Annotated in this window: 26 protein-coding genes; 5 read left to right on the forward strand and 21 right to left on the reverse strand. The window is 70.5% G+C overall.

Annotated features, from left to right (window positions below):
• Positions 1–200 precede the first annotated feature (200 nt).
• The 10 genes from pheT to infC all read right to left on the reverse strand — a co-directional run bounded on the left by pheT (position 201) and on the right by infC (position 9,522).
• Positions 201–2,723 carry a phenylalanine--tRNA ligase subunit beta gene (pheT, locus tag AVW09_RS09970; protein WP_063257936.1) on the reverse strand — a complete coding sequence of 841 codons (2,523 nt, stop codon included), beginning with the start codon at positions 2,721–2,723 and terminating at the stop codon, positions 201–203.
• On the reverse strand, positions 2,723–3,763 hold the full coding sequence (gene pheS, locus AVW09_RS09975; protein ID WP_063257937.1) for a phenylalanine--tRNA ligase subunit alpha: 1,041 nt from the start codon (positions 3,761–3,763) through the stop codon (positions 2,723–2,725). The genes pheT and pheS overlap by 1 nt, the downstream gene beginning before the upstream one ends.
• Before the next feature lie 51 nt (positions 3,764–3,814).
• On the reverse strand, positions 3,815–4,732 hold the full coding sequence (locus tag AVW09_RS09980; RefSeq protein ID WP_063257938.1) for an amino acid ABC transporter permease: 918 nt from the start codon (positions 4,730–4,732) through the stop codon (positions 3,815–3,817).
• On the reverse strand, positions 4,729–5,379 hold the full coding sequence (locus AVW09_RS09985) for an amino acid ABC transporter permease (RefSeq protein ID WP_063257939.1): 651 nt from the start codon (positions 5,377–5,379) through the stop codon (positions 4,729–4,731). The genes AVW09_RS09980 and AVW09_RS09985 overlap by 4 nt, the downstream gene beginning before the upstream one ends.
• 76 nt (positions 5,380–5,455) lie before the next feature.
• The gene (locus AVW09_RS09990) at positions 5,456–6,376 is read right to left on the reverse strand and encodes a glutamate ABC transporter substrate-binding protein (protein WP_063257940.1); all 921 of its coding nucleotides are present in this window, start codon (positions 6,374–6,376) and stop codon (positions 5,456–5,458) included.
• A 104-nt stretch (positions 6,377–6,480) separates the two neighbouring features.
• Positions 6,481–7,242 carry an amino acid ABC transporter ATP-binding protein gene (locus AVW09_RS09995; RefSeq protein ID WP_063257941.1) on the reverse strand — a complete coding sequence of 254 codons (762 nt, stop codon included), beginning with the start codon at positions 7,240–7,242 and terminating at the stop codon, positions 6,481–6,483.
• A 75-nt stretch (positions 7,243–7,317) separates the two neighbouring features.
• Entirely contained in the window at positions 7,318–8,115 is a 798-nt protein-coding gene (locus AVW09_RS10000; protein ID WP_026095919.1) for a TrmH family RNA methyltransferase, read from the reverse strand.
• A gap of 101 nt (positions 8,116–8,216) precedes the next feature.
• On the reverse strand, positions 8,217–8,600 hold the full coding sequence (gene rplT / locus AVW09_RS10005) for a 50S ribosomal protein L20 (RefSeq protein WP_063257942.1): 384 nt from the start codon (positions 8,598–8,600) through the stop codon (positions 8,217–8,219).
• A 29-nt stretch (positions 8,601–8,629) separates the two neighbouring features.
• Positions 8,630–8,824 (reverse strand): 50S ribosomal protein L35, encoded by a 195-nt coding sequence (gene rpmI, locus AVW09_RS10010; RefSeq protein ID WP_005048908.1) that lies wholly within the window; start codon positions 8,822–8,824, stop codon positions 8,630–8,632.
• Positions 8,825–8,871: 47 nt separating this feature from the next.
• The gene (gene infC, locus AVW09_RS10015) at positions 8,872–9,522 is read right to left on the reverse strand and encodes a translation initiation factor IF-3 (RefSeq protein WP_231901820.1); all 651 of its coding nucleotides are present in this window, start codon (positions 9,520–9,522) and stop codon (positions 8,872–8,874) included.
• 220 nt (positions 9,523–9,742) lie between these two features.
• On the opposite strand from infC, the gene AVW09_RS10020 reads away from it, so the two are divergent.
• A complete protein-coding gene (locus AVW09_RS10020; protein ID WP_063257943.1) occupies positions 9,743–10,147 on the forward strand; it encodes a DUF1844 domain-containing protein in 405 nt (134 codons plus the stop codon).
• Positions 10,148–10,483: 336 nt separating this feature from the next.
• Here AVW09_RS10020 and AVW09_RS10025 read toward each other — a convergent pair whose 3' ends face one another.
• Genes AVW09_RS10025 through AVW09_RS10050 form a run of 6 tightly spaced genes read right to left on the reverse strand, consistent with a single transcriptional unit; the run spans position 10,484 to position 14,793 of the window.
• Complete coding sequence (locus tag AVW09_RS10025; RefSeq protein WP_063257944.1) at positions 10,484–11,293, reverse strand: SseB family protein; 810 nt, start codon at positions 11,291–11,293, stop codon at positions 10,484–10,486.
• Positions 11,277–12,023 carry a bifunctional 1-(5-phosphoribosyl)-5-((5-phosphoribosylamino)methylideneamino)imidazole-4-carboxamide isomerase/phosphoribosylanthranilate isomerase PriA gene (priA, locus tag AVW09_RS10030; protein WP_022879027.1) on the reverse strand — a complete coding sequence of 249 codons (747 nt, stop codon included), beginning with the start codon at positions 12,021–12,023 and terminating at the stop codon, positions 11,277–11,279. Before priA ends, AVW09_RS10025 begins: the two co-directional genes overlap by 17 nt.
• A gap of 45 nt (positions 12,024–12,068) precedes the next feature.
• Entirely contained in the window at positions 12,069–12,716 is a 648-nt protein-coding gene (gene hisH / locus AVW09_RS10035; RefSeq protein WP_063257945.1) for an imidazole glycerol phosphate synthase subunit HisH, read from the reverse strand.
• Positions 12,713–13,327 carry an imidazoleglycerol-phosphate dehydratase HisB gene (gene hisB / locus AVW09_RS10040; protein WP_063257946.1) on the reverse strand — a complete coding sequence of 205 codons (615 nt, stop codon included), beginning with the start codon at positions 13,325–13,327 and terminating at the stop codon, positions 12,713–12,715. The genes hisH and hisB overlap by 4 nt, the downstream gene beginning before the upstream one ends.
• On the reverse strand, positions 13,324–14,418 hold the full coding sequence (locus tag AVW09_RS10045) for a histidinol-phosphate transaminase (RefSeq protein ID WP_082822917.1): 1,095 nt from the start codon (positions 14,416–14,418) through the stop codon (positions 13,324–13,326). Before AVW09_RS10045 ends, hisB begins: the two co-directional genes overlap by 4 nt.
• Positions 14,419–14,442: 24 nt before the next feature.
• Positions 14,443–14,793, reverse strand: coding sequence for a LysM peptidoglycan-binding domain-containing protein (locus tag AVW09_RS10050; RefSeq protein ID WP_063257947.1), 351 nt, complete (start codon positions 14,791–14,793; stop codon positions 14,443–14,445).
• Between the two features lie 260 nt (positions 14,794–15,053).
• Here AVW09_RS10050 and lexA point away from each other — a divergent pair, with 260 nt between their 5' ends.
• The 3 genes from lexA to AVW09_RS10065 all read left to right on the forward strand — a co-directional run bounded on the left by lexA (position 15,054) and on the right by AVW09_RS10065 (position 18,997).
• Positions 15,054–15,743: a transcriptional repressor LexA gene (lexA, locus tag AVW09_RS10055; protein ID WP_063257948.1), complete on the forward strand. Its 690-nt coding sequence runs from the start codon at positions 15,054–15,056 to the stop codon at positions 15,741–15,743.
• Positions 15,744–16,160: 417 nt separating this feature from the next.
• Positions 16,161–17,024: a hypothetical protein gene (locus AVW09_RS10060; RefSeq protein WP_063257949.1), complete on the forward strand. Its 864-nt coding sequence runs from the start codon at positions 16,161–16,163 to the stop codon at positions 17,022–17,024.
• Positions 17,025–17,107: 83 nt separating this feature from the next.
• Positions 17,108–18,997, forward strand: a complete 1,890-nt coding sequence (locus tag AVW09_RS10065) for a S9 family peptidase (RefSeq protein ID WP_063257950.1) — start codon at positions 17,108–17,110, stop codon at positions 18,995–18,997.
• A 64-nt stretch (positions 18,998–19,061) separates the two neighbouring features.
• Here the strand turns inward: AVW09_RS10065 and hflX are convergent, their stop codons facing one another.
• Positions 19,062–20,579 carry a GTPase HflX gene (gene hflX / locus AVW09_RS10070; protein WP_063257951.1) on the reverse strand — a complete coding sequence of 506 codons (1,518 nt, stop codon included), beginning with the start codon at positions 20,577–20,579 and terminating at the stop codon, positions 19,062–19,064.
• Between the two features lie 88 nt (positions 20,580–20,667).
• Here hflX and AVW09_RS10075 point away from each other — a divergent pair, with 88 nt between their 5' ends.
• Complete coding sequence (locus AVW09_RS10075; protein ID WP_063257952.1) at positions 20,668–21,321, forward strand: class I SAM-dependent methyltransferase; 654 nt, start codon at positions 20,668–20,670, stop codon at positions 21,319–21,321.
• A 19-nt stretch (positions 21,322–21,340) separates the two neighbouring features.
• Here AVW09_RS10075 and dapF read toward each other — a convergent pair whose 3' ends face one another.
• From dapF to miaB, 4 genes are read right to left on the reverse strand one after another with little or no spacing between them, the layout of a single operon-like run.
• Positions 21,341–22,195 carry a diaminopimelate epimerase gene (gene dapF, locus AVW09_RS10080; protein WP_063257953.1) on the reverse strand — a complete coding sequence of 285 codons (855 nt, stop codon included), beginning with the start codon at positions 22,193–22,195 and terminating at the stop codon, positions 21,341–21,343.
• 55 nt (positions 22,196–22,250) lie between these two features.
• The gene (locus AVW09_RS10085; RefSeq protein ID WP_082822918.1) at positions 22,251–22,688 is read right to left on the reverse strand and encodes a GNAT family acetyltransferase; all 438 of its coding nucleotides are present in this window, start codon (positions 22,686–22,688) and stop codon (positions 22,251–22,253) included.
• Positions 22,685–23,653 (reverse strand): tRNA (adenosine(37)-N6)-dimethylallyltransferase MiaA, encoded by a 969-nt coding sequence (gene miaA, locus AVW09_RS10090; protein ID WP_231901817.1) that lies wholly within the window; start codon positions 23,651–23,653, stop codon positions 22,685–22,687. The genes AVW09_RS10085 and miaA overlap by 4 nt, the downstream gene beginning before the upstream one ends.
• Positions 23,650–25,200, reverse strand: a complete 1,551-nt coding sequence (miaB, locus tag AVW09_RS10095) for a tRNA (N6-isopentenyl adenosine(37)-C2)-methylthiotransferase MiaB (protein WP_063257954.1) — start codon at positions 25,198–25,200, stop codon at positions 23,650–23,652. Before miaB ends, miaA begins: the two co-directional genes overlap by 4 nt.
• Positions 25,201–25,251: the final 51 nt, after the last annotated feature.

Raw genomic sequence — 25,251 nt, forward strand, 5'->3', positions numbered from 1 at the left:
GCCCGGCGGGGGCAAATCGGGGGTCCGGGCGACCGATCCGAGCGTTCCGAAAGGTGATCCAGCGACTTCTTTCAGTTTGTCCCCCATTTGGGGGACAAGTTGGGGGTATGCTCATGGCACTGCCCTCATCGCCGACCACTTCCGACTGCCCCCGCGTCGGCGATGAGGGCAGACCACTGCCCCGGCGCCGATACGCCGACTCACGCTCCCGCGTCACCGTCGCGGATCGCCGCGCCGAACCGCTCCGCCGCCACCGCGACACCGGCCAACTTGGCATCCGAGGCCTCGGCCGCCGTGAGCGTGCGGTCGTCGGCGCGGAAGCGCAGCGCGAACGTCAGGCTCTTGGAACCCGCCGCCACCCCCGCACCGCGGTAGTCATCGACGAGGCGGGCGCCCTCGATGAGCGGCGCGCCGCCCTCGAGCAGCGCGGCGCGCACGTCGCCCGCGGCGACCTCCGCCGGCACGACCACGGATACGTCCTGCGTCGCCGCCGGGAACCCGGACAGCGACGCCGCGACCACGCGCGCCTGCGCGCGCTCGAGCAGCGCGTCGAGGTCGAGTTCGGCGACCAGCACACGACCCGGAAGATCCGCCTCCGCCGCGACCGTCGGCAGCAGCTCCCCGACGTAGCCCACGTCGACGCCGGCGACGAGCACACGCGCCGTGCGACCCGGGTGGAGTGCGGCGCGCTGCGCCTGGACGAGCTCGATGTCGACACCGGCGGCCCCGGCCAGCACGCGCACGGCGTCGACCGCGTCGGCCAGGTCTGCCGCAACCGCGGGCTGGCCCGGCTGCTTGGCCACGAGGTGACCCGTCAGCAGCACGGCGACGTGCCGACGCTGCGGCGGGATGGAGGCATCCAGAGCGGTCAGCGTCGCGGCATCCGGACGCACCGCGAGGGGCGGGACCGACGCGGTGCCGTACTGCACGCCCGGCTTGGGCAGGAACACCGTGCCGGCCTCGAACAGCGCCAGGTCGACGATGCCGCGCGACAGGTTGCGGTGAGCGACCTGCAGGAGACCCGGGACGAGCGAGCGACGCAGGAACGGCGCCAGCCCGTCGAGCGGGTTGGCGAGCCTGACGCTCGGGAGCGACTCCCCCGACGGCGAGCCGTGCAGGGCGTTCTGCTCCGCGGTCGTGAACGGGAACGACGGCGTCTCGACGAAGCCCGCCGCGGCCAGCGCGTTGGCGACACGGCGTCGGCCCTGCTGCGCCGAGGTGAGTCCGCGGCCGGACGGCGGCGTGGGAAGCACCGACGGAATGCGGTCGTATCCCTCGATGCGCGCGACCTCTTCGGCGAGCGTCCACTTGTCGGTGAGGTCGGGGCGCCACGACGGCGGCACGACCAGCCAGTCGCCGTCACGCGGCTCGACCGTGCAGCCGATCAGGCGCAGGGCGCCCTCGATCTCGGCATCCGTGTACGCCACCCCGATGAGACCCGGGACGAAACCGGCCGGGAGCGGGATGCCGTCGATGTGGACCTCGGCGAAGAGTGCACCGCCGACCGCCGTGTCGAGCGTGCCGCCGGCGTACTCGACCATGAGGTCGGCGACGCGGCGGGCAGCGGCGAAGGGGATTCTCGGGTCGACGCCGCGCTCGAAGCGACGCGACGCCTCGGACGGGAGCTTGTGGCGGCGAGCCGTGCGCGCGATCGACACGGTGTCGAAGATCGCGGCCTCGATGAGGACGTTACGAGTGGCATCCGTCATCTCTGTCGTGCCGCCGCCCATGACGCCGGCGAGACCGATGGGGCCTGACTCGTCGGTGATCAGCAGGTCTTCGGCATCCAGCGTGCGCACCTTGCCGTCGAGCGTCTCCAGCTTCTCGCCCGCGGTCGCGCGACGCACGGTGATCCCGCCCTGCAGCCGGTCGAGGTCGTACCCGTGGATCGGCTCGCCGAGCTCGAGCATCACGTAGTTCGTGATGTCGATGAGGACGCCGAGCGAACGGATGCCGGCGAGCGTCAGCCGCGCGATCATCCACGCCGGCGTCGGCTTGGTGGGGTCCACGTCGCGGACGATGCGCGCGACGAACTCCGTCGCCCCGACGCGGCCGCGGATCGGCGCCCGGTCGTCGACCGCGATCGGGAAGCCGGTACCCGGGTCGAGGTCGCCCCACGCCCGCTCGGCGGGGTCGCGGAACGCCGCGCCCGTGGCGTGCGAGTACTCGCGCGCGACGCCGCGCAGCGACAGCGCGTACCCGCGGTCGGGAGTGACGTTGATCTCCACGGCGACGTCGTCGAGCCCGAGCAGCGCGATCGCGTCGGTGCCGACGGGAGCGTCGATTCCGAGGTCGACCAGACGCAGGATGCCGTTGTGCTCGTCGCCGAGACCGAGCTCGCGCGCCGAGGCGATCATGCCGTCGGACACGTGGCCGTAGGTCTTGCGGGCGGCGATCGGGAACGGCCCCGGGAGCACCGCACCCGGGAGCGTCACCACGACCTTGTCGCCCTCGAAGAAGTTGCCCGCGCCGCACACGATCCCGCGGACGCCGCCGTTCTCTTCGCCGACGTCGACCTGGCACCAGCGGATCGTCTTGCCGTTGGACTGCGGCTCGGGCGTGAACTCCTTCACCTGACCGACCACGATGGGTCCTTCGAGCTCGAAGCGGTGCACGTCCTCTTCTTCGAAGCCGACGGAGACCAGGGCCGCCAGGACGTCTTCGGGCGTGGCCTCCGCGGGCACATCGACGTACTCGCGCAACCAGGAGAGCGGGACGCGCATCAGACCACCATTCCGAACTGCTCGCTGAAACGGACATCGCCCTCGGCCATGTCGCGCATGTCTTGGACGTCGCTGCGGAACATGAGCGTGCGCTCGATGCCCATGCCGAACGCGAAGCCCGAGTACTCCTCGGGGTCGATGCCGGCGGCCCGCAGGACGTTGGGGTTCACCATTCCGCAGCCGCCCCACTCGATCCAGCGCGCCCCGCCCTTGAAGGTGGGATGCCACAGGTCGAGCTCGGCGCTCGGTTCGGTGAACGGGAAGAAGTTGGCGCGGAAACGCGTCTTCGCCTCGGGACCGAAGAGGACGCGCGCCGCGTGGTCGAGCGTGCCCTTCAGGTGCGCCATCGTGATGCCCTTGTCGATCACGAGGCCTTCGAACTGCGTGAAGACGGGGAGGTGCGTCGCATCGAACTCGTCGGTGCGGTACACCCGGCCCGGGCAGAGCACGTAGATCGGGAGGTCACGTTCGAGCATCGACCGCACCTGCACGGGGCTCGTGTGCGTGCGCATCACCAAGTGGCGGGCGACGGGATCGACGAAGAAGGTGTCCTGCATCTGGCGCGCCGGGTGATCGACGTCGAAGTTCAGGGCGTCGAAGTTGAACCACTCGTGCTCGAGCTCGGGGCCCTCGGCGATCTCCCACCCCATGCCGACGAAGATGTCGGAGACCTGCTCCTGGAGGAGCGAGATGGGATGCCGTGCACCGACGCGCGCGCGCTGCGGGAGGGCCGTGACGTCGACACGCTCGGCCTCCAGCCGGGCCGCGGTCTCGGCCTGGGCGAGCTCGCCCTCGCGCGCGGCGAACGCCTGGCTCACGCGCCCCCGCGCCTGCCCGACGAGCTTGCCGAACTCGGCCTTGTTCTCGGGGGCGACGTTGCGCAACTGGGCGTTGAGTCGCGACAGCGGCGACTGCTCCCCGGCGTGCGCGGAGCGGGCGGCCTTCAGGTCGGCCGTGGTCGCGGCGTCGGCGACGGCCGCGAGCGCGGCATCGACGGCGGAGGCGACGGCCTCGGGGGTGATCTCGGGTGCGTCAGACACGAGAACCGAGTCTACCGACGGGCGGGGACACTCCCCCGCCCGTCCAGGACGCTAGGCCGGCGAACCGGGGTCGTGCGTGCCCCGCCCGCGCTGAGCGACGATCAGCTCGGTGTCGGTGCCGGTCTGGCCGGGAGGCTCGGCGCCGGCGACGCGGGACGCCTTCGGCGAGCGGCGCAGGCCGATCTCGACGCGGTGAGCCGCGTACGACAGGGCGAGGCACATGGCGACGTAGATCACGCTCGCGATCATGGCGGCCGGGATCAGCGGCGAGCCGTACTCGCCGTTGGACCCGAGGAGACGCGCGAAGTACAGCAACTCGGGGTACGTGATGATGAAGCCCAGCGCGGTGTCCTTGAGGGTGACCACGAGCTGAGCGATGATCACGGGCAGCATCGCCCGGATCGCCTGCGGCAGCAGCACGAGGCGCATGACCCCGGCCTTGCGCAGGCCGATCGCGTAGCCGGCCTCCCGCTGGCCGCGCGGCAGCGACTCGACGCCGGCACGGATGACCTCCGACAGCACCGAGCCGTTGTATGCGATGAGGGCGATGACGACGGCCCAGTACGACGACATCCGGATGCCGATGACCGGGAGCCCGTAGTAGAGCAGCAGCATGAAGATGAGCACCGGGACGGCGCGGAGGATCTCGACGATCCAGCCGACGGGGAGCCGCACCCACGCATGGTCGGACATGCGCCCGATCGCGAGGACGAAGCCGAGGACGAGCGCCCCGACCGCCGCGGCGGCGAAAGCCGCGAGGGTCGCCAGCGTCGCCTCGCCGAAGCGCACCCAGATGGCGCTGTACGTGAAGACGTTCCATTTCGCGGCGGAGAACTGTCCGGTGTCGACGAAGCGCCACACCACGAACGCGACGACGGCGGCGACGAGGACGAGGGTCAGGATGCCGAGGACCCGGTTGCGCAGCCGCGCCCGGGGGCCGGGCAGGTCGTAGAGGACGGAGGAGCTCATCGGGCCACCTTCCACTTCTTCTCGGCGGCGCTCTGGAGAGCCGACAGCACCAGCACGAGCAGGACGAAGATCACCATGACCAGGACGATCGTCACAAGCTGGTTCTCGCCGTTCTCGCTCATGTTGGCGCGGATGTTCCCGAGGTTGACCACCGAGAAGCCCGAGGCGACGGTGGTGTTCTTCAGGAGGGCGATGAAGACACTGACCATCGGCGGGATGACGGACCGGGTCGCCTGCGGGAGGACCACGAGCGTCATGACCTGGCCGAACCCCAGCCCGAGGGCCCGCGCCGCCTCCGCCTGTCCGACCGGCACCGTGTTGATGCCGGAGCGGATCGTCTCGGCGACGTATGTCGCGGTGTAGATCCCCAGGCCGCAGACGGCGAGCGGGAGGAAGAAGCCCCGCGGAACATCGATCAGAAGAGGGACGCAGAACGCGAAGAAGAACAGCACCAGCGTCAGCGGGGTGTTGCGGATCCAGTTCACATACACCGCGCCGACCGCTCGCGCGATCGGCACCGGCGAGACGCGCATCGCCGCGACGACGAACCCGAGCACGATGGCGATCGCGCCACCGCCCACGAACAGCACGACGGTCCCCCACAGGGCCTGCGCCCACAGGTCGGGGTAGTCGAAAATCTGATTCACCGGTTGCTTCCTGTCTTCTCGTGATCGACGAGGTCGAAGGTGCGGGCGGCGCGTTCACGCCGCCCGCACCGCGTGATCAACCGGCGGGGTCGACCGCGGGCTGCGTGCCCTCGACGCCCGAGGCACCGAGGTTCTTCTCGAAGATGGCCTGCCAGGTCGATCCGCCGTCGGTGAACAGCGTGTTCACGAACTCCTGGAACGCCGTGTCGCCCTTGGTGAGGCCGACGCCGTAGCGCTCCTCACTGAAGGGCTCGCCCGCGATCTTGAGGTTGTCGGGGTCCTGGGCGGCGTAGCCGAGGAGGATGGCCTCGTCGGTGGTGACGGCATCCACTTCGCCGTTCTTCAGCTTCTCGACGCACTGCGAGTAGGTGTCGAACTCGACCACCTTGGCGGGGGTCTGCTCGCGGATGCGCTGGATCGGCGTGGAGCCGGTCACCGAGCAGACCGTCGTGTCGGCGGTGAGCGAGTCCTTGCCGGTGATGTTGTCGTCGTCGGCCGCGACCAGCAGCCCCTGACCGGTCAGGAAGTACGGGCCGGCGAAGGAGATCTGCTCCTTGCGCTTGTCGGTGATCGAGTAGGTGCCGACGTAATAATCGATGTCGCCGTTGATCAGCGCCTGCTCGCGGTTCGCCGACGCGATGGCCTTGTACTCGACCTTCGACTCGTCGGCCGGGTCGTAGCCGAGCGAGGCGGCGATCCAGCGGGCGATGTCGACGTCGAAGCCCTTGCGCTCGCCCGTCACCGGGTCGAGGTAGCCGAGGCCGGGCTGGTCTTCCTTCACACCGATGACGACCTTGCCCGCCGAGCTGATCTTCTCGAAGGTCTGGCTGCCGTCGATCGTCACGTTCGACGCTACCTCGCCCCAGACGGGGGCGTCGGAGGAACCCTCGCCGGAGCCGGCATCGGGCGAACCGGGGGTGCCGCTGTTGCAGGCCGTGAGGGCCAGAAGTCCGGCGGCGAGGATGCCCGCGCCGGTCAGGAAGCGTGCTTTACGCATGTGATGTCTCCTTGGTTACGTGTGCTGTGCGGAGGGGATACGGGGGGATGGCACGTGTGCCGGAGGCGATGCGGGCAGCGGAACACCGTCGTTCCGCCGCGGAGTCAGTGGGTGATGAGCTTCGAGAGGAAGTCCTTCGCTCGGTCGGATTCGGGCTGGGTGAAGAAGCGCTCGGGGGTCGCCTGCTCGACGATCTGCCCGTCGGCCATGAACACCACACGGTTCGCGGCTTTGCGGGCGAAGCCCATCTCGTGGGTGACGACGATCATCGTCATGCCGTCGGCGGCGAGGCCCACCATGACGTCGAGGACCTCGTTGATCATCTCGGGATCGAGCGCGGACGTCGGTTCGTCGAAGAGCATGACCTTCGGCTTCATCGCCAGCGCGCGGGCGATGGCCACGCGCTGCTGCTGACCGCCGGAGAGCTGCGCCGGGAGCTTGTCGGCCTGGTGCCCGACGCCCACACGGTCCAGGAGCGCGCGCGCCTCCTTCTCGGCATCCGCCTTCTTCATCTTGCGGACCTTGATCGGACCCAGCGTGACGTTCTCGAGGATCGTCAGGTGAGCGAAGAGGTTGAAGGACTGGAAGACCATGCCGACATCGGCGCGCAGCTTCGCGAGACCCTTCCCCTCTTCGGGGAGCGGAGCGCCATCGATCGTGATCGTGCCGCTCGTGATCGTCTCGAGGCGGTTGATCGTGCGGCACAGGGTCGACTTGCCGGAGCCGGACGGGCCGATGACGACCACGACCTCGCCGCGGTCGACGGTGAGATCGATGTCCTTCAGCGCCTGGAATTGGCCGTAGTGCTTCTGCACGTCGGAGAGGACGACAAGGGGCTCAGGGCCCGCCGGGGGAACGGATGCCATCCGTCCACCCTATGAGATGGATCAGAATGCGCCACCTCGTGGCGTCGGCCTTAACCGTTCTGTAACAGCCCGGGCTCAGCCTGCACGCTGCGCGAACGCCGTCTCGTAGAGGCACACGCTCGCGGCGGTGGCGAGGTTCAGCGACTCCGCACGGCCGTAGATGGGGAGGCGCAACGACTGGTCCGCGAACGCGAGCGCGGCGTCGTCGAGACCGCGGGCCTCGTTGCCGAACAGCCACGCCGTCGGCTGGGAGAGCAAGCCCCGGGATGCCACGAAGTCATCGCCCCCGACGTCGGCCGCGACGACGCGGAGACCGGCCTCGTGCACGCGCTCCACGACGTCGGCGAGCTCGAGATCGACCGCCACGGGGAGGTGGAACAGCGAGCCCGTGGTGGAACGCACCACCTTGGGGTTGTACAGGTCGACCGTTCGCCCCGTGAGGATCACGGCGTCCGCGCCGGCGGCGTCGGCCGCGCGGATGATGGTGCCCAGGTTCCCCGGGTCGCGCACCTCCTCGCAGATCGCCAGCAGCGTCGGGCCCTCCGCGAGGATGTCCTTCAGCGCCGTCGGCGACTGCCGGGCCACCGCGACGATGCCCTGCGGCGTGACCGTGTCGGCCATGGCATCCAGGACCGCCTCGGTCGTGTACTGCAGGTCGACGCCGGCGTCGATCGCCGCGTCCCGCACATCGGTGTGCTTCTCGAGAGCCGTCGGGGTCGCATATAGCTCGAGCACCGTCTCGGACGCCCACGCCAGCGCCTCCCGCGCAGCCTGCGGACCCTCGAGGAGGAACAGACCGGTCTCCTGCCGAGCGGCGCGCTTGCTCAGCTTGGCCACGGCGCGCACCCGCGGCGAACGAGGGTTCTCCAGCACGCCCCCAGTGTATGGCGCGGGAGGCATGCACCCCGAGAACCAGCGCAGAAACGCCGAACGGACGCCCTCCGAAGAGGACGCCCGTTCAGAAAGAACCGGTCTTACGCGGTCTTGGCGGCGTTGACGTCGCTGGGCAGCGCGGCCTTGGCCGTCGCGACGAGCGAAGCGAACACGGCGGGCTCGTTGACCGCGAGCTCGGCGAGCATGCGACGGTCGACCTGCACGCCCGCGAGGCCGAGGCCCTGGATGAAGCGGTTGTACGTGAGGCCGTTCTGGCGGCTCGCGGCGTTGATGCGCTGGATCCACAGACGACGGAAGTCGCCCTTGCGCTTGCGACGGTCGCGGTACGCGTAGACGAGCGAGTGGGTGACCTGCTCCTTCGCCTTGCGGTACAGGCGCGAACGCTGACCCCGGTAACCGGAGGCGCGCTCGAGGATGACGCGACGCTTCTTGTGGGCGTTGACGGCCCGCTTGACTCTAGCCATGACTAATCTTCCTTAAATCTCGCGGACGCTCAGATACCGAGCAGCTTCTTGGCGACCTTGGCGTCACCCGGCGCGAGGATCTTGTCCGCCGACAGACGACGGGTGCGCTTGGTGGGCTTGCCCTCGAAGTTGTGGCGGAGGTTCGCCTGCTGCTTCTTGATCTTCCCGCTGCCGGTGACCTTGAAGCGCTTCTTGGCACCCGAGTGGGTCTTCTGCTTCGGCATGTCTCTTCCTTCGTTGTGTTTCCCGCCGGGCGGGAGTTCGGGGGGCCTTACTCGGCCGGTGCCGAGGTGGGCTGTTCCGCGGGGGCCGAGTCGCCGCGGGCGGCGCTCCGGGCCGCTTCACGGTTCGCAGCGCGCTGGGCGTTCTGCTCGGTCTTGACCTCGGACTTGTTCTTGTGCGGCGCGATCACCATCACCATGTTGCGGCCGTCGATCGTGGGGTTCGACTCGACCGTGCCGAACTCGGCGACGTCCTCGGCGAACTTACGGAGCAGGCGCACACCCTGCTCGGGACGGGACTGCTCACGACCGCGGAACAGGATCATCGCCTTGACCTTGTCACCCGCCTGCAGGAAGCCCTCGGCGCGCTTCAGCTTGGTCGTGTAGTCGTGCGCCTCGATCTTCAGACGGAACCGGACCTCCTTGAGGACGGTGTTCGCCTGGTTGCGACGCGCTTCCTTGGCCTTCTGGGCAGCCTCGTACTTGAACTTGCCGTAGTCCATGATCTTGACCACGGGCGGCCGCGAGTTCGGCGCGACCTCGACCAGGTCGAGGTCCGCTTCCTGGGCCAGACGTAGCGCAGCTTCGATACGGACGATGCCGACCTGCTCGCCGTTGGGTCCGACGAGGCGGACTTCCGGGACTCGGATGCGCTCGTTGGTGCGGGGATCGCTGATGCGGAACTCCTCTTGTCTGCGGATGACGGCCGCCGTGATCCTGGTGGACCACGGGCGAAGAGGAGTACACGCCACCCGGCTCGGTGCGATGAGCACCGGCTTCTGCACCCGAACAACCCCGTGCGAAACGCAGCGGAGTGCGGGAACCCGGTAGCCTGGAGCGGCAAGCGCGGGTGGGATGTGATCCTCTTTCGTACGGAGCAGAACGCTCCGAAGCCCGCCACAGTCTAGCAGAGAGAACCACGTGGACACGACTTCCCCCGACGACGCCCGCGCCGCACAGGATCCCGAGCGTCTCGCACGGTGGGAGGAGCAGGAGCGCGCCTCCGCCTCCGCCACCCGCGACATCGCCGACGTCCCGGCCGTCGAGGTCATCACCACCACCGCCGTGCACCTGATGAGCGCCGCCGCGGTGAAGGTCGGACTCGCCGACGACCCCCAGCAGCAGATCGACCTCGACGAGGCCCGAAAGCTCATCAACGCCCTCGCCGGTCTCATCACCGCCGGGGCCCCCGAGATCAGCGACATGCATGCGCGCTCGCTCCGCGACGGCCTCCGGTCCCTGCAGCTCGCCTTCCGCGAAGCCTCCGTCATCCCCGACCCGATCGGTAAGGGGCCGGGCGAAAAGTGGACGGGTCCCGTCAACTAGGTCGCTCATTCCGTGGGGGTACCGGGCTCCGGGATGCCGTCCTCTCGAGGCAAGAACAGGGCCCCTACCCCGATTGCCTCGAGAGGACGGCATCCCTCCGCCCTGTGCCGCCGCAGGACGGCTCCTCGGTGACACCCGTGGGGCATGAGAGCTGCGGGTCAAGGTGTGCCTGGAAAGGAGGGCACCCCTCCGCCTGTGCCGCAGGACATCTCCTCGGTGACACCCGTGGGGCATGAGAGCTGCGGGGCAGGGTGCGCCTGGGGAGGACGGCATCCCTCCGCCTGTGCCGCAGGACGGCTCCTCGGTGACACCCGTGGGTGCGTGGGACTCGGCGCGTCAGACGTCGGCGCTGCGGTGCAGCTTGACCGTCAGCGAGTCCACGAGAACCGCGATGCGGTCGTCCGCGGCCCAGCGGCGCGCGAGACGCGCGAGCACGGCATCCAATTCCTCCTGCTCCAGACCCGACATCAACTGGAGGTGGACGACCAGCTCGGGGCCGCGGAGGCGACCCGTCGGGTCGCCCGGCTGGACGGCCAGGTCGAGGACCGCGAGCTCGCCGGAGATGCTCTCCTGCAGCCCCGTGAATACCGCCGGGGCCACGTGGGCCGGCTCCCACGACTCGCCCTGCGCGATCGCCCACACGGCCGGTCGGCGCAGCACGAACTCCGTGTCGGAGGTCGGGTCGATGACGATCAGCTCGGTGTCCTCGGATGCCGCGGCGAGGGCCGTCCGACGACCGTCGGCCGGGACGGGGCGCGCCGTCGCATCCCAGCGCTGCATTGCCGCAACGGAACTGAACACGGGCAGAACCTTGCGACCGTCGGGCGCGGCGACCGTGACGATGGAGAGCTCCTGGGTCTTGTCGACCTCGAGCCCGTGCGGTCCGATGCCGTGGTCGCCCTTCTCCGCGACGAGCGGGATCAGCAGACGCGCCGTACGGTAGGCCTCGACGACGTCGGTCGCGTCACCGGTACCGGCGGAGAACGCCTCGAGCGCGGCGAGCAGCGTCGGGTCTGCGGAGCCGTCGTCACCCGAGTGCGGGTTGGCCTCGAACCGCCGCCCCTCCCACGGGAGGCCGGCCGAATCCGCGCGCGGACCGCCGTGGTGCGGACCGTGGCCGTGGGGATCGTCAGTGTCCGGCGACATCCAGCGCCTCGGCCAGGGTGAACTGGCCCGCGTAGAGCGCCTTGCCCACGATCGCGCCCTCGACGCCGAGCGGCACGAGCTCGCGGAGCGCGGCGATGTCGTCGAGGCTCGACACGCCGCCCGACGCCACGATGGGCTTGGGCGTGCGCTGGGTGAGTTCGCGGAGCAGCTCCAGGTTCGGGCCGCGAAGCGTGCCGTCCTTGGTGACATCGGTGACGACGTAACGGCTGCAGCCGGCGTCCTCGAGGCGCTCGAGGACCGTCCACAGGTCGCCGCCGTCACGCGTCCAGCCGCGGGCGGCGAGCGTCGTACCGCGCACGTCGAGTCCCACCGCGATCGCCTCGCCGTAGCGGTTGATGACGTCGGCGGCCCACTCCGGGTTCTCCAGGGCGGCCGTACCGAGGTTGATGCGCGTCGCGCCGCTCTCGAGGGCGGCTTCGAGCGAGCGATCGTCACGGATGCCACCGGACAACTCGACCTGCACGCCCTTGACCTGCTTGATGACCTTGCGCATCACCGCGGTGTTGTTGCCACGCCCGAAGGCGGCATCCAGGTCGACCAGGTGGATCCAGGCCGCGCCTTGACGCGCGAAATCCAGGGCGGCATCCACGGGGTCGCCGTAGCTGGTCTCGGTGCCGGCCTCGCCCTGGGTCAGTCGGACGGCCTTGCCGTCGGCGACGTCGACCGCGGGGAGAAGGACAAGCTCGGGCGTGGACGCGAAATCGTTCATGGCTCCTCGTGCCGGCAGGCGCCTCTCGCCGGCCCGGGCACGAGGTCACACAGTAGTCGCGCCCAGCCCGTCGATCCAATTCGCGAGGAGCCGGATGCCGGCCTCTCCCGACTTCTCGGGGTGGAACTGCGTCGCGGCGAGCGGGCCGTTCTCGACCGCCGCGAGGAACGGCGCGCCGTAGGTGCACCAGGTCAGCACCGGCTCGGGGAAGGGAGGCGTCACCTCGAGCGCCCACTCCTGCGCCGCGTACGAGTGCACGAAGTAGAACCGCTCGTCGCCGATGCCGTCGAACAGACGCGAACCCTCGCCCGCGGAGACGGTGTTCCAGCCCATGTGCGGAAGCACCGGGGCGGAGAGCTCCGCCACCGTACCCGGCCACTCCCCCAGGCCCTCGGTGTCGGTGCCGCGCTCGATGCCGCGGCCGAACATGACCTGCATGCCGACACAGATGCCGAGCACCGGACGGCCACCCGCAAGGCGCCGGTCGATGATCTCGCCGCCGCGGCTGGCGTTGAGGGCGCCCATGACCGCGCTGAACGCCCCGACACCGGGGACGAGGAGCCCATCCGCGTCGAGCAGGAGCGAGCGGTCGGAGGTCAGACGCGCGTCGGCTCCGGCCTCGATGAGCGCCTTGACCGCCGAGTGGACGTTGCCCGAACCGTAGTCGAGGACGGCGACGACGGGCTTGGTCACAGCGCACCCTTCGTGCTCGGGATGCCGTCGACGAGCGGGTCGAGAGCCTTGGCCTGACGGAACGCGCGGGCGAGCGCCTTGTACTCCGCCTCGGCGATGTGATGCGGGTCGCGGCCCCCGAGGACGCGGACGTGCACGGTCAGGGCCGCGTGGATCGAGATCGCCTCGAACGAGTGGCGCACGAGCGACCCGGTGAAGTGGCCGCCGATGAGGTGCTGCTCGAAGCCGACCGGCTCGCCGGTGTGGACGAGGTACGGGCGACCGCTGATGTCGACGACGGCCTGCGCGAGCGCCTCGTCGAGCGGGACGAGCGCATCGCCGTAGCGCGCGATGCCGGACTTGTCACCGAGCGCCTGACGGATCGCCTGGCCGAGGACGATCGAAGTGTCCTCCACGGTGTGGTGCGCGTCGATGTGGGTGTCGCCCGTCGACGTCACGCGCAGATCGGTCAGCGAGTGCTTCGCGAACGCCGTGAGCATGTGGTCGAAGAACGGCACACTCGTCGAGATCTCGCTCGCACCGGTGCCGTCCAGATCCAGCGACAGCTCCACCCGCGACTCGCTCGTCTCGCGGACGATCGTGGCGGTGCGGGACGTGACGGGGCCGGTCATGCTCGCGATCCTACCGAGGCCAGGGCGTCCAGGAACGCGGTGGTCTCGTCGGCCGTCCCGGCGGTGACGCGGAGGTGGTGAGGGATGCCGACGTCGCGGATGAGCACGCCGCGGTCGTACAGCGCCTTCCACGTCGCCGCGGGGTCGTCGACGCCTCCGAACAGCACGAAGTTCGTCCAGGACTCGTGCGCGACGTAGCCGAGGGCCGCGACGGTGGCCGAGATGCGGTCGCGCTGGGCCACGATCTCGTCGACCATGGACAGCATCGTCTCGGCGTGGCCGAGCGCAGCCGTCGCCGCCGCCTGCGTGAGGGCGCTCAGGTGGTAGGGCAGGCGCACGAGCCGCAGCGCGTCGATCAGCGCCGGGTCCGCGGCGAGGTAGCCGACACGGGCGCCGGCGAAGGCGAAGGCCTTGCTCATGGTGCGGGAGACGACGAGACGCGGCCGACCGGCCAGGAGCGTCACCGCAGACGGCGCGTCGTGCGGCGCGAACTCGTGGTACGCCTCGTCCACGATCACGATGCCGTCGGTCACGGCGTAGACCGCTTCGATGACGTCGAGACCGAGAGGGGTTCCCGTCGGGTTGTTCGGTGCGCACAGGAAGACGATGTCGGGGTTCTCGCGCACGACCTGGTCGGCGGCGAACGCCGGGCTCAACGTGTAGTCGTGCTCACGCTCGGCCGCGACCCATTCCGCGCCGGTGGCGCGGGTCAGGATGGGGTACATCGAGTACGTCGGAGTGAAGCCCAGGGCTCGTCGACCGGGACCACCGAACGCCTGCAGGATGTGCTGCAGGACCTCGTTGGAGCCGTTGGCCGCCCAGATCTGCTCGCGCGTCAGCCCGTTGCCCAGGTAGTCGGCGAACGCCTCTCGGAGTCCGGTGAACTCGCGGTCGGGGTACCGGTTGACGTCGCGCAGCGCCCGGGCGATGGCATCCAGGATGTCGTCGGCCACCTCGGAGGGGACCGGATGCGTGTTCTCGTTCACATTGAGAGCGACGGGAAGCGCAGCCTGGGGTGCTCCGTAAGGAGTCATTCCCCGCAGGTCGTCGCGAAGCGGCAGGTCATCGAGGCGAACGGTCACCTCACCCATCGTAGGCGGCTCTGCACGCCTGGATCATCGACCCGGGGTGTACTCCGCGGGGATCGCGATGCGCTGGCCGGCGGTGACGGACCCGTTCTCGAGCGCGTTCAACCGGGTGATCTCGGCCACCACGTCGCGGGGATCGGAACCCGGCGCGACGTCTTCGGCGATCGACCACAGGGTCTCGCCGCTCATGACGGTGATCTCGGTGAACGCGCCCGCCGGCGCGCCCGACTCGTTGGAGGCGAGAGCTGCTCCCCCGCCGACGACGGCGATGGCGAGCGCGACCACCACGGGCAGCGCGGCCAGGAAGGCGAACACGCGGCGCCCGCGCGCGGTCAGCCGCAGGCGGGTCGTGGGGGTGGTGACGGCAATGCTGCTCATGGTGTGCTCCTCAGTGGGGAGAGATTCGCACCCCACCCTCGGCCGGGAGGGCGGTGGTGCGAATCTGTATTCCGAATCTATCTTCGATACTGTGAGAGTGTCAACACCGGGGTTCTCGGAGACCGATCGAACGCGACACGCGGAGCGCTCCGCCTGCTTCGAGTGATCCACCGGATACGGTTTCGACGAGGAGACCTCATCACGGACCTCCGACATTCGAATTTCCGCCGCATCGGAAGCGCGGCGCGAGGGGAGCACACATGACCGACGCGACGACCGCGGCCGGCCGCGAACGGCCGCAGACCCGGCGCCGGAAGAGCCTCAGCGACAAGCAGCTCGCGATCCTCGAGGTGATCCAGCGCTCGATCGCGCGGCACGGCTATCCGCCGAGCATGCGCGAGATCGGCGATGCCGTGGGGCTCAAGTCGCTCTCCAGCGTCACCCACCAGCTCAACCAGCTCGAGCTGAGCGGGTACCTGCGCCGCGACCCCGGGAAGACGCGGGCGATGGAGGTGCTGATCGATCTGCCCGGCGCCGCCGCCGAGAATCCCGCCGACACCGCACCGGCCGTGGGAGATGCCGCCCTCGTGCCCCTCGTCGGGCGAATCGCCGCGGGCGTCCCCATCACCGCGGACCAGCAGGTCGAGGAGATCTTCCCGCTCCCCCGTCAGCTCGTCGGCAAGGGCGAGCTGTTCATGCTCAAGGTGTCCGGCGAATCGATGATCGACGCGGCGATCTGCGACGGCGACTGGGTCGTCGTCCGCGCGCAGTCGACCGCGGAGAACGGCGAGATCGTCGCGGCCATGCTCGATGGCGAGGCGACCGTCAAGACGTTCCGCCGCCGCGACGGCCACACGTGGCTGCTCCCCCGCAACTCCGCGTTCGAGCCGATCTTGGGCGACGAGGCCGTCGTCCTCGGGCGTGTGGTCGCGGTCCTGCGGACGGTCTGACGCGGGAACGACGACCCGGAAGGCCGGATGCCCCCTCAGGGCGGCATCCGGCCTTCGCTGTTCCCCGGGGCGCTTGTCCACAGGCCGATCCGCGGACGGGGGGCGGCCCCTAGCATGACAGGACACCTCGAGAGAGCGAGTCCCGTGTCGTCGAACACCCCCGCCGCAGATCCCCCGCCCTCCGAGCCGTCCGCCGGTTCCCCGGCACCAGCCTCGCCCGCCGCCCCGGCACCGGCGTCGTCGGCACCCGAGCTTCCCGCCGCCGGGCCGCCGTACCCCGCACCCGGGCTCCCGGCCGCGCCTGCACCGGACCCGGCCGCCGTTGCCGCGCAGGACCCGATGGGCGCCCCCGCGCCCGCGGCGCCGAACGGCGAACCGTCACCGCCGGCACGAGCGCGTCGCCCGCGGGCGAGCGTCGTGATCCTGTCCGTCCTGCTGTTCGTCGTGGTGGTCGCCGGCGGTCTCGGTTTCTTCTGGGTGGTCACGCAGCTGGAGGAGGCGCGGACGCAGATCGAGGATCAGCAGCAGAAGATCACGGATCAGCAGCAACGCCTCGACGAGCAGCAGGAGATGATCGACCGGAAGGAACAGTTCGGAGCGGCGATGGACGACCTGTACGCGACGGTCGACCCGCTCGTGGGGCTTCCGTACTCGACGATCGTCCCCTGGAACCGCGTCGAGAACCTCGCCGAGAGCGCGTGGAATCATCGCCGCAACGCCACGGGTCTCGGCCAGGACGTCGAGGTGCTGAAGGAGCTGACGGCGGAGATCTCGGGGCAGTCCGCGGGAGTGGCGGAACAGGCGGCGTCGAACGCGTCCGGCACCGCCTGGGAGGCCACGCTCGACAGCATCGGACGGGGCTGGGTGTCCACCGTCTTCGACGACACGACACCCTGCGGCGCAACGGCGATGGCGTGCGTCACGAGCACCGACCCCTTCACCGTCCACGTGCGGGCGGACACGCGAACGGATCCGGCGATGACGGACTGGATCCGCACCGGTGCGGCGTACCACGAGTACGCCCACGTCCTGCAGTTCACCAACCCGGGTCCGACGGACGCCGCCCTGGCGTCCTTCGGGGGCGACGTCGAGACCATGGCCGACTGCTATGCCCTGACCTTCCTCGACGGCTGGTCGCTCGACCACGAAGTGTCGATCGACGAGTACTCGTACTACGAGGTCAGCGTCGGGTACGGCTACACCTGCGACGCGAGTCAGCGCCAGGTCATCCGCGACTGGGTGGGGCGCCTGGGCGTGACGCGCCAGACCGTCGGGGGCTGAGCACCGTCCGGCTGTGATCGGAGTCCGAACCCGACGGGAGGGCCACCGTGGGGATGTCCGACCCGATCCGTAGGGTGGATGCCATGCCCCAGACGCTCCCCTATGGATCCTGGCCCTCCCCTCTGACGCCCGAGGCCGTGTCGCAGTCCTCACCGCGCGTGGACGGTGCCCGCTTCGTCGGCGACGAGGTGTGGTGGGGCGAGTCCGTCCCCAGCGAAGGCGGACGCGTCGCGGTGCGGCGACGCCGCGGCGACGGGTCCGTCGAGACCATCCTCCCCGCACCGGCGAACGCGCGTTCGTCCGTGCACGAGTACGGCGGCGGCGCGTGGACCGCGTCCGACGCCGGTGAACTGTTCTACGTCGAGAAGACCGACCAACGGGTCTACGCCCTGACCCCCGGGGGCTCCGCGCGGCCTCTGACGCCCGAGAGCGGCGACGTGCGCCATGGCGGACTCACCTGGCAGCACGGCGTGCTGCTCGCCATCCGTGAGACGCACGGCGTCGGCCGTGTCCCGTCCCGCGCGATCGTCCGGATCCCGCTCGACGGCTCCGACCCCGTCGTGCTCGCGGACGGCAGCGACTTTCTCGCGCACCCCGCGCTCTCGCCGGACGGTCGGCGTCTGGCGTGGATCGCGTGGAACCATCCCGACATGCCCTGGGACGCGACGATCCTCCGCGTCCGCACCCTGGACACCGGCGAGACGCGGGACCTCGCGGGCGGCGGCCGGCGGGCGCCCCTGCAGCCCGTATGGATCGGCGACGACGAATTGCTCTACGCCGACGACCCCGACGGGCGCTGGAACCTCTTTCGACGCGCGCTCGACGGCGACCCGCAGCCCGTCGCCCCGGTCGACGCCGACACGGGCGGGCCGGTCTGGGTCCTCGGCACGCGATGGTACGGCGCCACGACGGACGGTCGCATCGTCGCGGTGCGCACCGACGGAGGCGATGAGGTGGTCGAAATCGCGCCGAGCGGCGTTCGTCCGACGGGCATCCCGGTGGTCGCCGGGGCGGCCGTCGACGACGTCCGCGGGTCGCGCGCCCTGATCTCCGGCACGACCGCGGGCGGGAGCGCGGGACTCTGGTCGCTCGACCTCGACACCGGCGCCGTCGACCTCGTCACGGGGGGCGCGGGTTCCTGGGGACCTGAGTGGATGCCATCCGCCCGCACCCTCACCACCGAGGGCCCGCACGGCCCGGTGCACGCCTTCGCCTACCCGCCCACGCACCCCGATGCCGTCGCCCCCGAGGGCGAGCGGCGGCCGTACGTCGTCTTCGTCCACGGCGGTCCGACCTCCCATGTCGGCCCGGCACCCTCGGCGAAGACGGCGTTCTTCACGAGCCGCGGCATCGGCGTCCTCGACGTCAACTACGGCGGCTCGACCGGCTACGGCCGTGCGTACCGCGAGCGCCTCCTCGGTCAGTGGGGCGTCGTGGACGTCGACGACGTGGCGGCAGCGGCATCCGCTCTCGCCTCCGCGGGTCTCGCCGACCCCGAACGTCTCGCGATCGAGGGCGGGTCCGCGGGCGGCTGGACCGTTCTCGCGGCGGTGACGAACACGGACGTGTTCTCGGCCGGCATCTCCCGATACGGCGTGGGCGACGCCCGCGCCCTCGCGGAGGATACGCACGACTTCGAGGCCCGGTACCTCGATGGCCTCATCGGGCCGCTGCCCGACGCCGAAGCCGTCTACGTCGACCGCTCGCCGCTCTCGCACCCCGAACGCTTCCGCGTGCCGCTCCTGATCCTGCAGGGCTCGGAAGACCGGGTGGTGCCCCCGTCCCAGGCCGAGGCCATCCGCGACTCCCTCGCGGCTCACGGCATCCCGCACGCCTACGTCCTGTACGAGGGCGAGGGGCATGGCTTCCGCCGGGCCGAGACCGTCGTCGACTCGCTCAGCCGCGAACTCGGCTTCCTGGGCGCGGTGTTCGGGTTCCAGACGCCCGGGGTCGCTCCGGTCTCCCTCGACTGAACACCTCTCCGGGGACACGAAGACGCCCCGCCGGTGCGGCGGGGCGTCTTCGGGGGAACGTGCGTCAGCCGGTGAACGGCGCGAGCTCGGCGGCGAGGCGAGCGCCGACGTGCGCGTGCAGGAACGTTCCCTGCTCGCGGTGCTCCTGCGCGACGATGAGACCGGTCTCGTGCACCGCCGACACGAGGTCGCCGCGGTCGTAGGGCACGACCGCCTGGACCTCGACGGCGGGGAGCGGCAGCGCCGCCTCGATGGCGGCGCGGAGCTCGGCGATGCCCTCGCCCGTGCGCGACGACACGAACAGCGCAGCGGGCGCGAGCCCGCGCAGAACGAGCCGGTCATCCGGGCTCAACAGGTCGGCCTTGTTGAACACCACGATCTCGTGACCGAAATCGGCATCCACGTCGCCCATGACGTCGCGCACCGTCGACAGCTGCGCGGCGGGGTCGGGGTGCGACCCGTCCACGACATGCAGGATGACGTCGGCGCCGCCGACCTCCTCCAGCGTCGAGCGGAACGCCTCGACGAGCTGGTGCGGCAGGTTGCGCACGAAGCCCACGGTGTCGGTCAGCGTGTACACGCGGCCGTCCGTGGTCTCGGAGCGGCGGACGGTGGCATCCAGGGTCGCGAACAGGGCGTTCTCGACCAGGACACCGGCGCTGGTCAGCCGGTTCAACAGGCTCGATTTGCCGGCGTTGGTGTACCCGGCGATCGCGACGGACGGAATCGTGTGGCGCTTGCGCTCGGCGCGCTTGGCCTCGCGGGCGGGCGCGAAGTCCCGGAGCTGCTTGCGTAGCTGGGCCATGCGCGTGCGGATGCGGCGACGATCCAGCTCGATCTTCGTCTCACCGGGACCGCGCGATCCCATGCCCGCGCCGCCGGCGCCGACCTGGCCACCGGCCTGGCGCGACATCGAGTCGCCCCAACCGCGCAGGCGCGGGAGCAGGTACTCGAGCTGCGCGAGTTCGACCTGCGCCTTACCCTCGCGGCTCTTGGCGTGCTGGCTGAAGATGTCGAGGATCACGGTGGTGCGGTCGATGACCTTCACCTTGACGACGTCCTCCAGGGCGCGTCGCTGGCTGGGGGCGAGTTCGGTGTCGGCGATGACGGTGTCCGCGCCGACCGCCGCGACGATGTCGCGGAGCTCCTCCGCCTTACCGCGACCGACGTAGGTCGCGGGGTCGGGGTGCGGCCGACGCTGCAGCACGCCGTCGAGCACGACTGCACCGGCGGTCTCGGCCAGGGCGGCCAGCTCGCGGAGGGAGTTCTCGGCATCCGTCTGCTCCCCCTGGGGGTGAACGCCCACGAGCACGACGTTCTCCAGGCGCAGCTGGCGGTACTCGACCTCGGTGACGTCCTCGAGCTCGGTGGAGAGACCGGGGACACGCCGCAGCGCCGCACGCTCCTCGCGATCCCACTGATCTCCGTCGCTCGATCCGCCGTACGCCGTCGAGGCATCCTGAAGGGCTTGCGCCGCCCCGAAGACCCGGACCCCCCGGTGCGCATCGGCGAGCGCGAGCACGCGGTCGACCGGGTCCACCGGCGACCCGTCGGTGCTCGGGGGTGTGGTCTGTTCGGTCATGTGTTCCTTTCGTCCGCGGACTGTGCCGCGGCATCCTCGCACTTTAGTCGCCCCCACGACGGAGGCTCCGGTCCGGTACGCTTCCCGCATGGGGAGCGACCACTATTTCAGCGCGTCGCCGTCGAGTCCCGAACAGTTCCGCCGCCTCCGCGTCACCCTCGCCGGGCGTGAGCTCGAAGTCGTGACCGCCGGCGGCGTGTTCAGCCCCGACCGACTGGATGCCGGCACCTCGGTGCTGCTGGCCAACACCCCCGCTCCGCCCGCCGGTGGGAACTTCCTCGACCTGGGGAGCGGGTGGGGGCCGATCACGCTGAGCCTGGCGCTGGACGCGCCGCACGCCACGATCTGGGCGGTCGACGTCAACGAGCGAGCTCTCGACCTCGTGAGGCAGAACGCGGAGCTCCTCGGCCTCACCAATGTCAACGCCGTCCGCCCCGAGGATGTTCCCGAGGGCATCTCCTTCCGCACGATCCGCTCCAACCCGCCGATCCGCGTGGGCAAGAACGAACTGCACGGCATGCTCGAGCACTGGATCCCGCGCCTCGCCGAGCGCTCGGACGGATGGTTCGTCGTGCAGCGGAACCTCGGCTCCGACTCCCTGCAGCGGTGGCTCGCCGCCACCTTCGCGACGGGTTTCTCGGTCCACCGCGCCGCGACGGGCCGCGGCTACCGGGTGCTTCGAGTGCGCCGCCACGGCTCGCCGCCGAGCGAGCCGATCGACATCGTCACCGACGGGGTTTGAGCCCCGGCTCCGCGAGCCCTCAGGCGAGCGCGACCTCGCCGGTGAAGACGAGGGATGCCGGTCCCGAGAGGAACACGCGCCCCTCAGCGACGCGGACCCCGAGCGTTCCGCCCCGCGTCTCGACGATCCACGAGTCGGGAGCGGCCGGTCCCGCCCAGTGGCGTACGGCGAGAGCCGCCGCCGCAACGCCGGTGCCGCAGCTCAGCGTCTCGCCGACGCCGCGTTCGAACACGCGCATGGTGATCGCCCCCACCCCGTCGCGCACGAGCGGATCGGCCGGGACCACGAACTCGACGTTCGCGCCACGGGCCGGAGCCGGGTCGAGCACCGGCTGGTAGGCCAGTTCGAGCCCGTCGAGCTCGTTCTCCGACGAGAGGGCGACGACGACGTGGGGGTTGCCGACGTCGATCCCGACGCCGGGGCGCGCCACCGGCAGCCCCTTGGCGCGCACGAGGACCTCGCCCGGCTCGATTCGGAACTCGCCCAGGTCGACCTCGAAGCCACGGTCGCTGCGCGTCAGCGTCTTGACGCCCGCGCGCGTGCCGATGCGCAGTCCGCCGGAGATGTCGGCCAGCCCGGTGTCGGTCAGGTAGCGGGCGAAGACCCGCGTGCCGTTGCCGCACATCTCCGCCTTCGAGCCGTCGGCGTTGCGGTAGTCCATGAACCACTCCGCGCCCGAGACCGCGGCATCCGCTCCCTCATCGATCGCGGACGAACGTACGACGCGCAGCAAGCCGTCGGCACCGATGCCGAAGTGGCGGTCGCAGAGGATCGCGACCTGCTCTTCGGAGAGGTCGAGTTCGCCGTCGGGGTCGGACACGACCACGAAATCGTTGCCCGTGCCGTGCCCTTTGGTGAACGCGAGAGTCGCCATGGCATCCAGTCTAGGGATCGGAGGCGGGCGCGTGACCGGGGGCCCGCCCAGGAGCTCAGGACGTTCCGGGACCGTCGACGATGAGCCGGCGCCCGGTGGCCCACGTCTCGAACGGTTCGTAGCCGAGCGCGTCGTAGAACCCGCGCGCACCGGCGTTGTCGGGGCGCACCATCAGCTGCACCTTGGGGCACCCGAGCGCTTCGAGCAGGCGCTCCGCCTCGGCGACGAGCGCGCGGCCGACACCGCGGCCGCGGTGCGACTCGGCCGAAGCGAGGTAGTACAGCCACTCGCGGTGTCCGTCGTACCCGGCCATGACGGTGCCGACGACGACGCCCCCGTCGACGGCGACGAGGAAGAGCTCCGGCTGAACGGTGAGCTTGCGGCGGATGTCGGCGCGCGGGTCGTTCCACGGCCGGGTGAGCCGCGCCTCCTCCCACAGGGCCACGACCGCGTCTTCGTCTTCGATCGCGAAGGCACGAATGTCCACGGTCACGCCCCGACCTCCCCGATCAGTTCCCCCGCGCGGACGGAGCGGGGGTCGACCCACCGCACGTCCGCATACCGACGGAACCACGACACCTGACGGCGCGCGTACCGTCGCGTGAGCGCCTGCGTCTCGGCGATCGCCTCCGCGCGCGTCATCTCCCCGCGCACTTCCGCCAGGGCCTGCGCGTAGCCGATCGCACGGGACGCGGTCACTCCCCGCTCGATGCCCTCGGCCCGCAGCCGGGCCACCTCGTCGAGCAGCCCCTGGTCCCACATGCGTTCGACCCGTGCGTCGAGGAGTCCGACGAGCGTCTCCCGCTCGATGCCCGTTCCGACGACGGAGGTGAGGGGATGCCACAGCTCCGGCGCCGCCGGGAGAGCACCGCCGTGAGTGTCCTCGCCCTGCGCGAGCACCTCGAGCGCGCGGACGACGCGTCGGCCGTTGCGCGGGTCGATGCGCTCCGCCGCGGCCGGATCGGCGGCACGCAGTCGCTCGTAGAGGACGCCGGGACCGAGGTCGTCGAGCTCGCGCTCGAGTTCCGCTCGCACGGCCGGGTCGCGCGGCGGGAAGCGGAAATCCCACAGCACGCTCGAGACGTACAGCCCGGAGCCGCCGACGAGGATCGCGTCCGCCCCGCGCGCATGCACCTGCGCGACGGTCTCACGCGCGACTCCCTGATACCAGGCGACCGCGGCCTCCTCCGTCACCGCGAGAATGTCGAACAGATGATGAGGGATGCCGCGCCGCTCGGCTTCGGGAAGCTTGGCGGTGCCGATGTCCATCCCGCGGTACAGCTGCATGGCATCCGCGTTGACGATCTCCGCAGAACGCCCGCGGCGCGCGAGGGCATCGACGAGGTCGAGCGACAGGCCCGTCTTCCCGGTTCCGGTCGCTCCGACGATCGCCCACAGCCGCGGCGCGGCACCCTCGCCCGTGCTCACCCGCGGCGCGGCGATATCGCCCGTCGTCACCCGCCGATGCGGAGTGTCGGCAGCCCGAGCAAGACGGCCCGAGGGGCGCCCGCCTCGCCGGCCGGTGCGGGCACGCCGCAGGACTCCGCCTGCGTTCGGTCCCAGGCGTCGCCCGCACGCGTCCGACGAATGCGCAGCGGCTGACCGGTGGGGGCATCCGCCAGCAGGTAGAACGGCGCGGCGTGCGTGACCTCCACGGAGACGACATCGCCCGGGCGCGGCAGGTCGGAGCCGTCGGGCACCTCGAAGTGGACAAGACGGTTGTCTTCCGCGCGGCCGGTGAGACGACGCGTCGTCACGTCCTTCTTGCCCTCGCCCGTCGAGACGAGCACCTCGAGCGAACGTCCGAGCTGCTTCTGGTTCTCTTCGAGCGAGATGCGCTCCTGCAGTGCGATGAGGCGCTCGTAGCGTTCCTGGACCACGGCCTTGGGCACCTGATCCTCCATCGTCGCGGCGGGCGTGCCCTGGCGGATGGAGTACTGGAACGTGAAGGCGCTGGCGAACCGCGAGGCCTCGACCACCCGCATCGTCTCTTCGAAGTCGGCGTCCGTCTCGCCGGGGAAGCCGACGATGATGTCGGTCGTGATCGCGGCGTCGGGGATGCGGTCGCGAACGCGGTCGAGGATGCCCAGGAAGCGCTCGCTCCGGTACGAGCGGCGCATGGCCTTGAGGATGCGGTCCGAACCGGACTGCAGCGGCATGTGGAGCTGCGGCATCACGGACGGCGTCTCCGCCATCGCAGCGATGACGTCGTCGGTGAAGGCGGCGGGGTGCGGGCTCGTGAAGCGGATGCGCTCCAGCCCCTCGATCTCGCCGGCCGCGCGCAGAAGCTTGCCGAAGGCCAAGCGGTCGCCGAACTCGACACCGTAGGAGTTCACGTTCTGCCCGAGCAGGGTGACCTCGATCGCCCCGTCGTCGACGAGGAGGCGGATCTCGTTCAGGATGTCGCCCGGCCGACGGTCCTTCTCCTTGCCCCGGAGGCTCGGCACGATGCAGAACGTGCAGGTGTTGTTGCAGCCGACCGAGATGGAGACCCACCCGCTGTGGACCGAGTCGCGCTTCGTCGGGAGCGTCGAGGGGAAGATCTCGAGCGACTCGAGGATCTCGAGCTCGGCCTCGCCGTTGTGGCGCGCGCGCTCGAGCATGCCCGGAAGCGACCCCATGTTGTGGGTGCCGAAGACGACGTCGACCCACGGCGCCTTCTGCTGCACCGCGTCCTTGTCCATCTGCGCGAGGCACCCGCCCACGGCGATCTGCATGCCGTCGTGGTGATCCTTGCGCGACTTCAGGTGGCCGAGCGTGCCGTAGAGCTTGCCCGCGGCGTTGTCGCGGACCGCGCACGTGTTGATCACGACGACGTCGGCGTCCGTGCCGGCCTCCGCGCGGACGTAGCCTGCGCTCTCCAACGAACCGGACAGGCGCTCGGAATCGTGCACGTTCATCTGACAGCCGAACGTCCGCACCTCGTAGGTGCGCGCGCGTCCGTCCGCCGTGCGAGCGGCGGCGGAGGGCGCGATGAGCGTCGGCGTGGCTACAGGGGTGGTCATGATGCGTGCCATTCTAAGCGCCGGTGTGGAAAGGGGCGGGGTGGCGGGTCG

The sequence above is a fragment of the Microbacterium sp. T32 genome (assembly GCF_001619615.1).
Classification (GTDB): Bacteria; Actinomycetota; Actinomycetes; order Actinomycetales; family Microbacteriaceae; genus Microbacterium.

Bases quoted from the DNA above. Each gene is read 5' to 3' on its own strand.
- pheT (WP_063257936.1), bottom strand. From the start codon at position 2,723: ATGCGCGTCCCGCTCTCCTGGTTGCGCGAGTACGTCGATGTGCCCGCG.
- AVW09_RS09980 (WP_063257938.1), bottom strand. From the start codon at position 4,732: ATGAGCTCCTCCGTCCTCTACGACCTGCCCGGCCCCCGGGCGCGGCTG.
- AVW09_RS09990 (WP_063257940.1), bottom strand. From the start codon at position 6,376: ATGCGTAAAGCACGCTTCCTGACCGGCGCGGGCATCCTCGCCGCCGGA.
- AVW09_RS09995 (WP_063257941.1), bottom strand. From the start codon at position 7,242: ATGGCATCCGTTCCCCCGGCGGGCCCTGAGCCCCTTGTCGTCCTCTCC.
- rplT (WP_063257942.1), bottom strand. From the start codon at position 8,600: ATGGCTAGAGTCAAGCGGGCCGTCAACGCCCACAAGAAGCGTCGCGTC.
- rpmI (WP_005048908.1), bottom strand. From the start codon at position 8,824: ATGCCGAAGCAGAAGACCCACTCGGGTGCCAAGAAGCGCTTCAAGGTC.
- AVW09_RS10025 (WP_063257944.1), bottom strand. From the start codon at position 11,293: ATGTCGCCGGACACTGACGATCCCCACGGCCACGGTCCGCACCACGGC.
- priA (WP_022879027.1), bottom strand. From the start codon at position 12,023: ATGAACGATTTCGCGTCCACGCCCGAGCTTGTCCTTCTCCCCGCGGTC.
- hisB (WP_063257946.1), bottom strand. From the start codon at position 13,327: ATGACCGGCCCCGTCACGTCCCGCACCGCCACGATCGTCCGCGAGACG.
- AVW09_RS10045 (WP_082822917.1), bottom strand. From the start codon at position 14,418: ATGGGTGAGGTGACCGTTCGCCTCGATGACCTGCCGCTTCGCGACGAC.
- AVW09_RS10050 (WP_063257947.1), bottom strand. From the start codon at position 14,793: ATGAGCAGCATTGCCGTCACCACCCCCACGACCCGCCTGCGGCTGACC.
- lexA (WP_063257948.1), top strand. From the start codon at position 15,054: ATGACCGACGCGACGACCGCGGCCGGCCGCGAACGGCCGCAGACCCGG.
- AVW09_RS10065 (WP_063257950.1), top strand. From the start codon at position 17,108: ATGCCCCAGACGCTCCCCTATGGATCCTGGCCCTCCCCTCTGACGCCC.
- hflX (WP_063257951.1), bottom strand. From the start codon at position 20,579: ATGACCGAACAGACCACACCCCCGAGCACCGACGGGTCGCCGGTGGAC.
- AVW09_RS10075 (WP_063257952.1), top strand. From the start codon at position 20,668: ATGGGGAGCGACCACTATTTCAGCGCGTCGCCGTCGAGTCCCGAACAG.
- dapF (WP_063257953.1), bottom strand. From the start codon at position 22,195: ATGGCGACTCTCGCGTTCACCAAAGGGCACGGCACGGGCAACGATTTC.
- miaB (WP_063257954.1), bottom strand. From the start codon at position 25,200: ATGACCACCCCTGTAGCCACGCCGACGCTCATCGCGCCCTCCGCCGCC.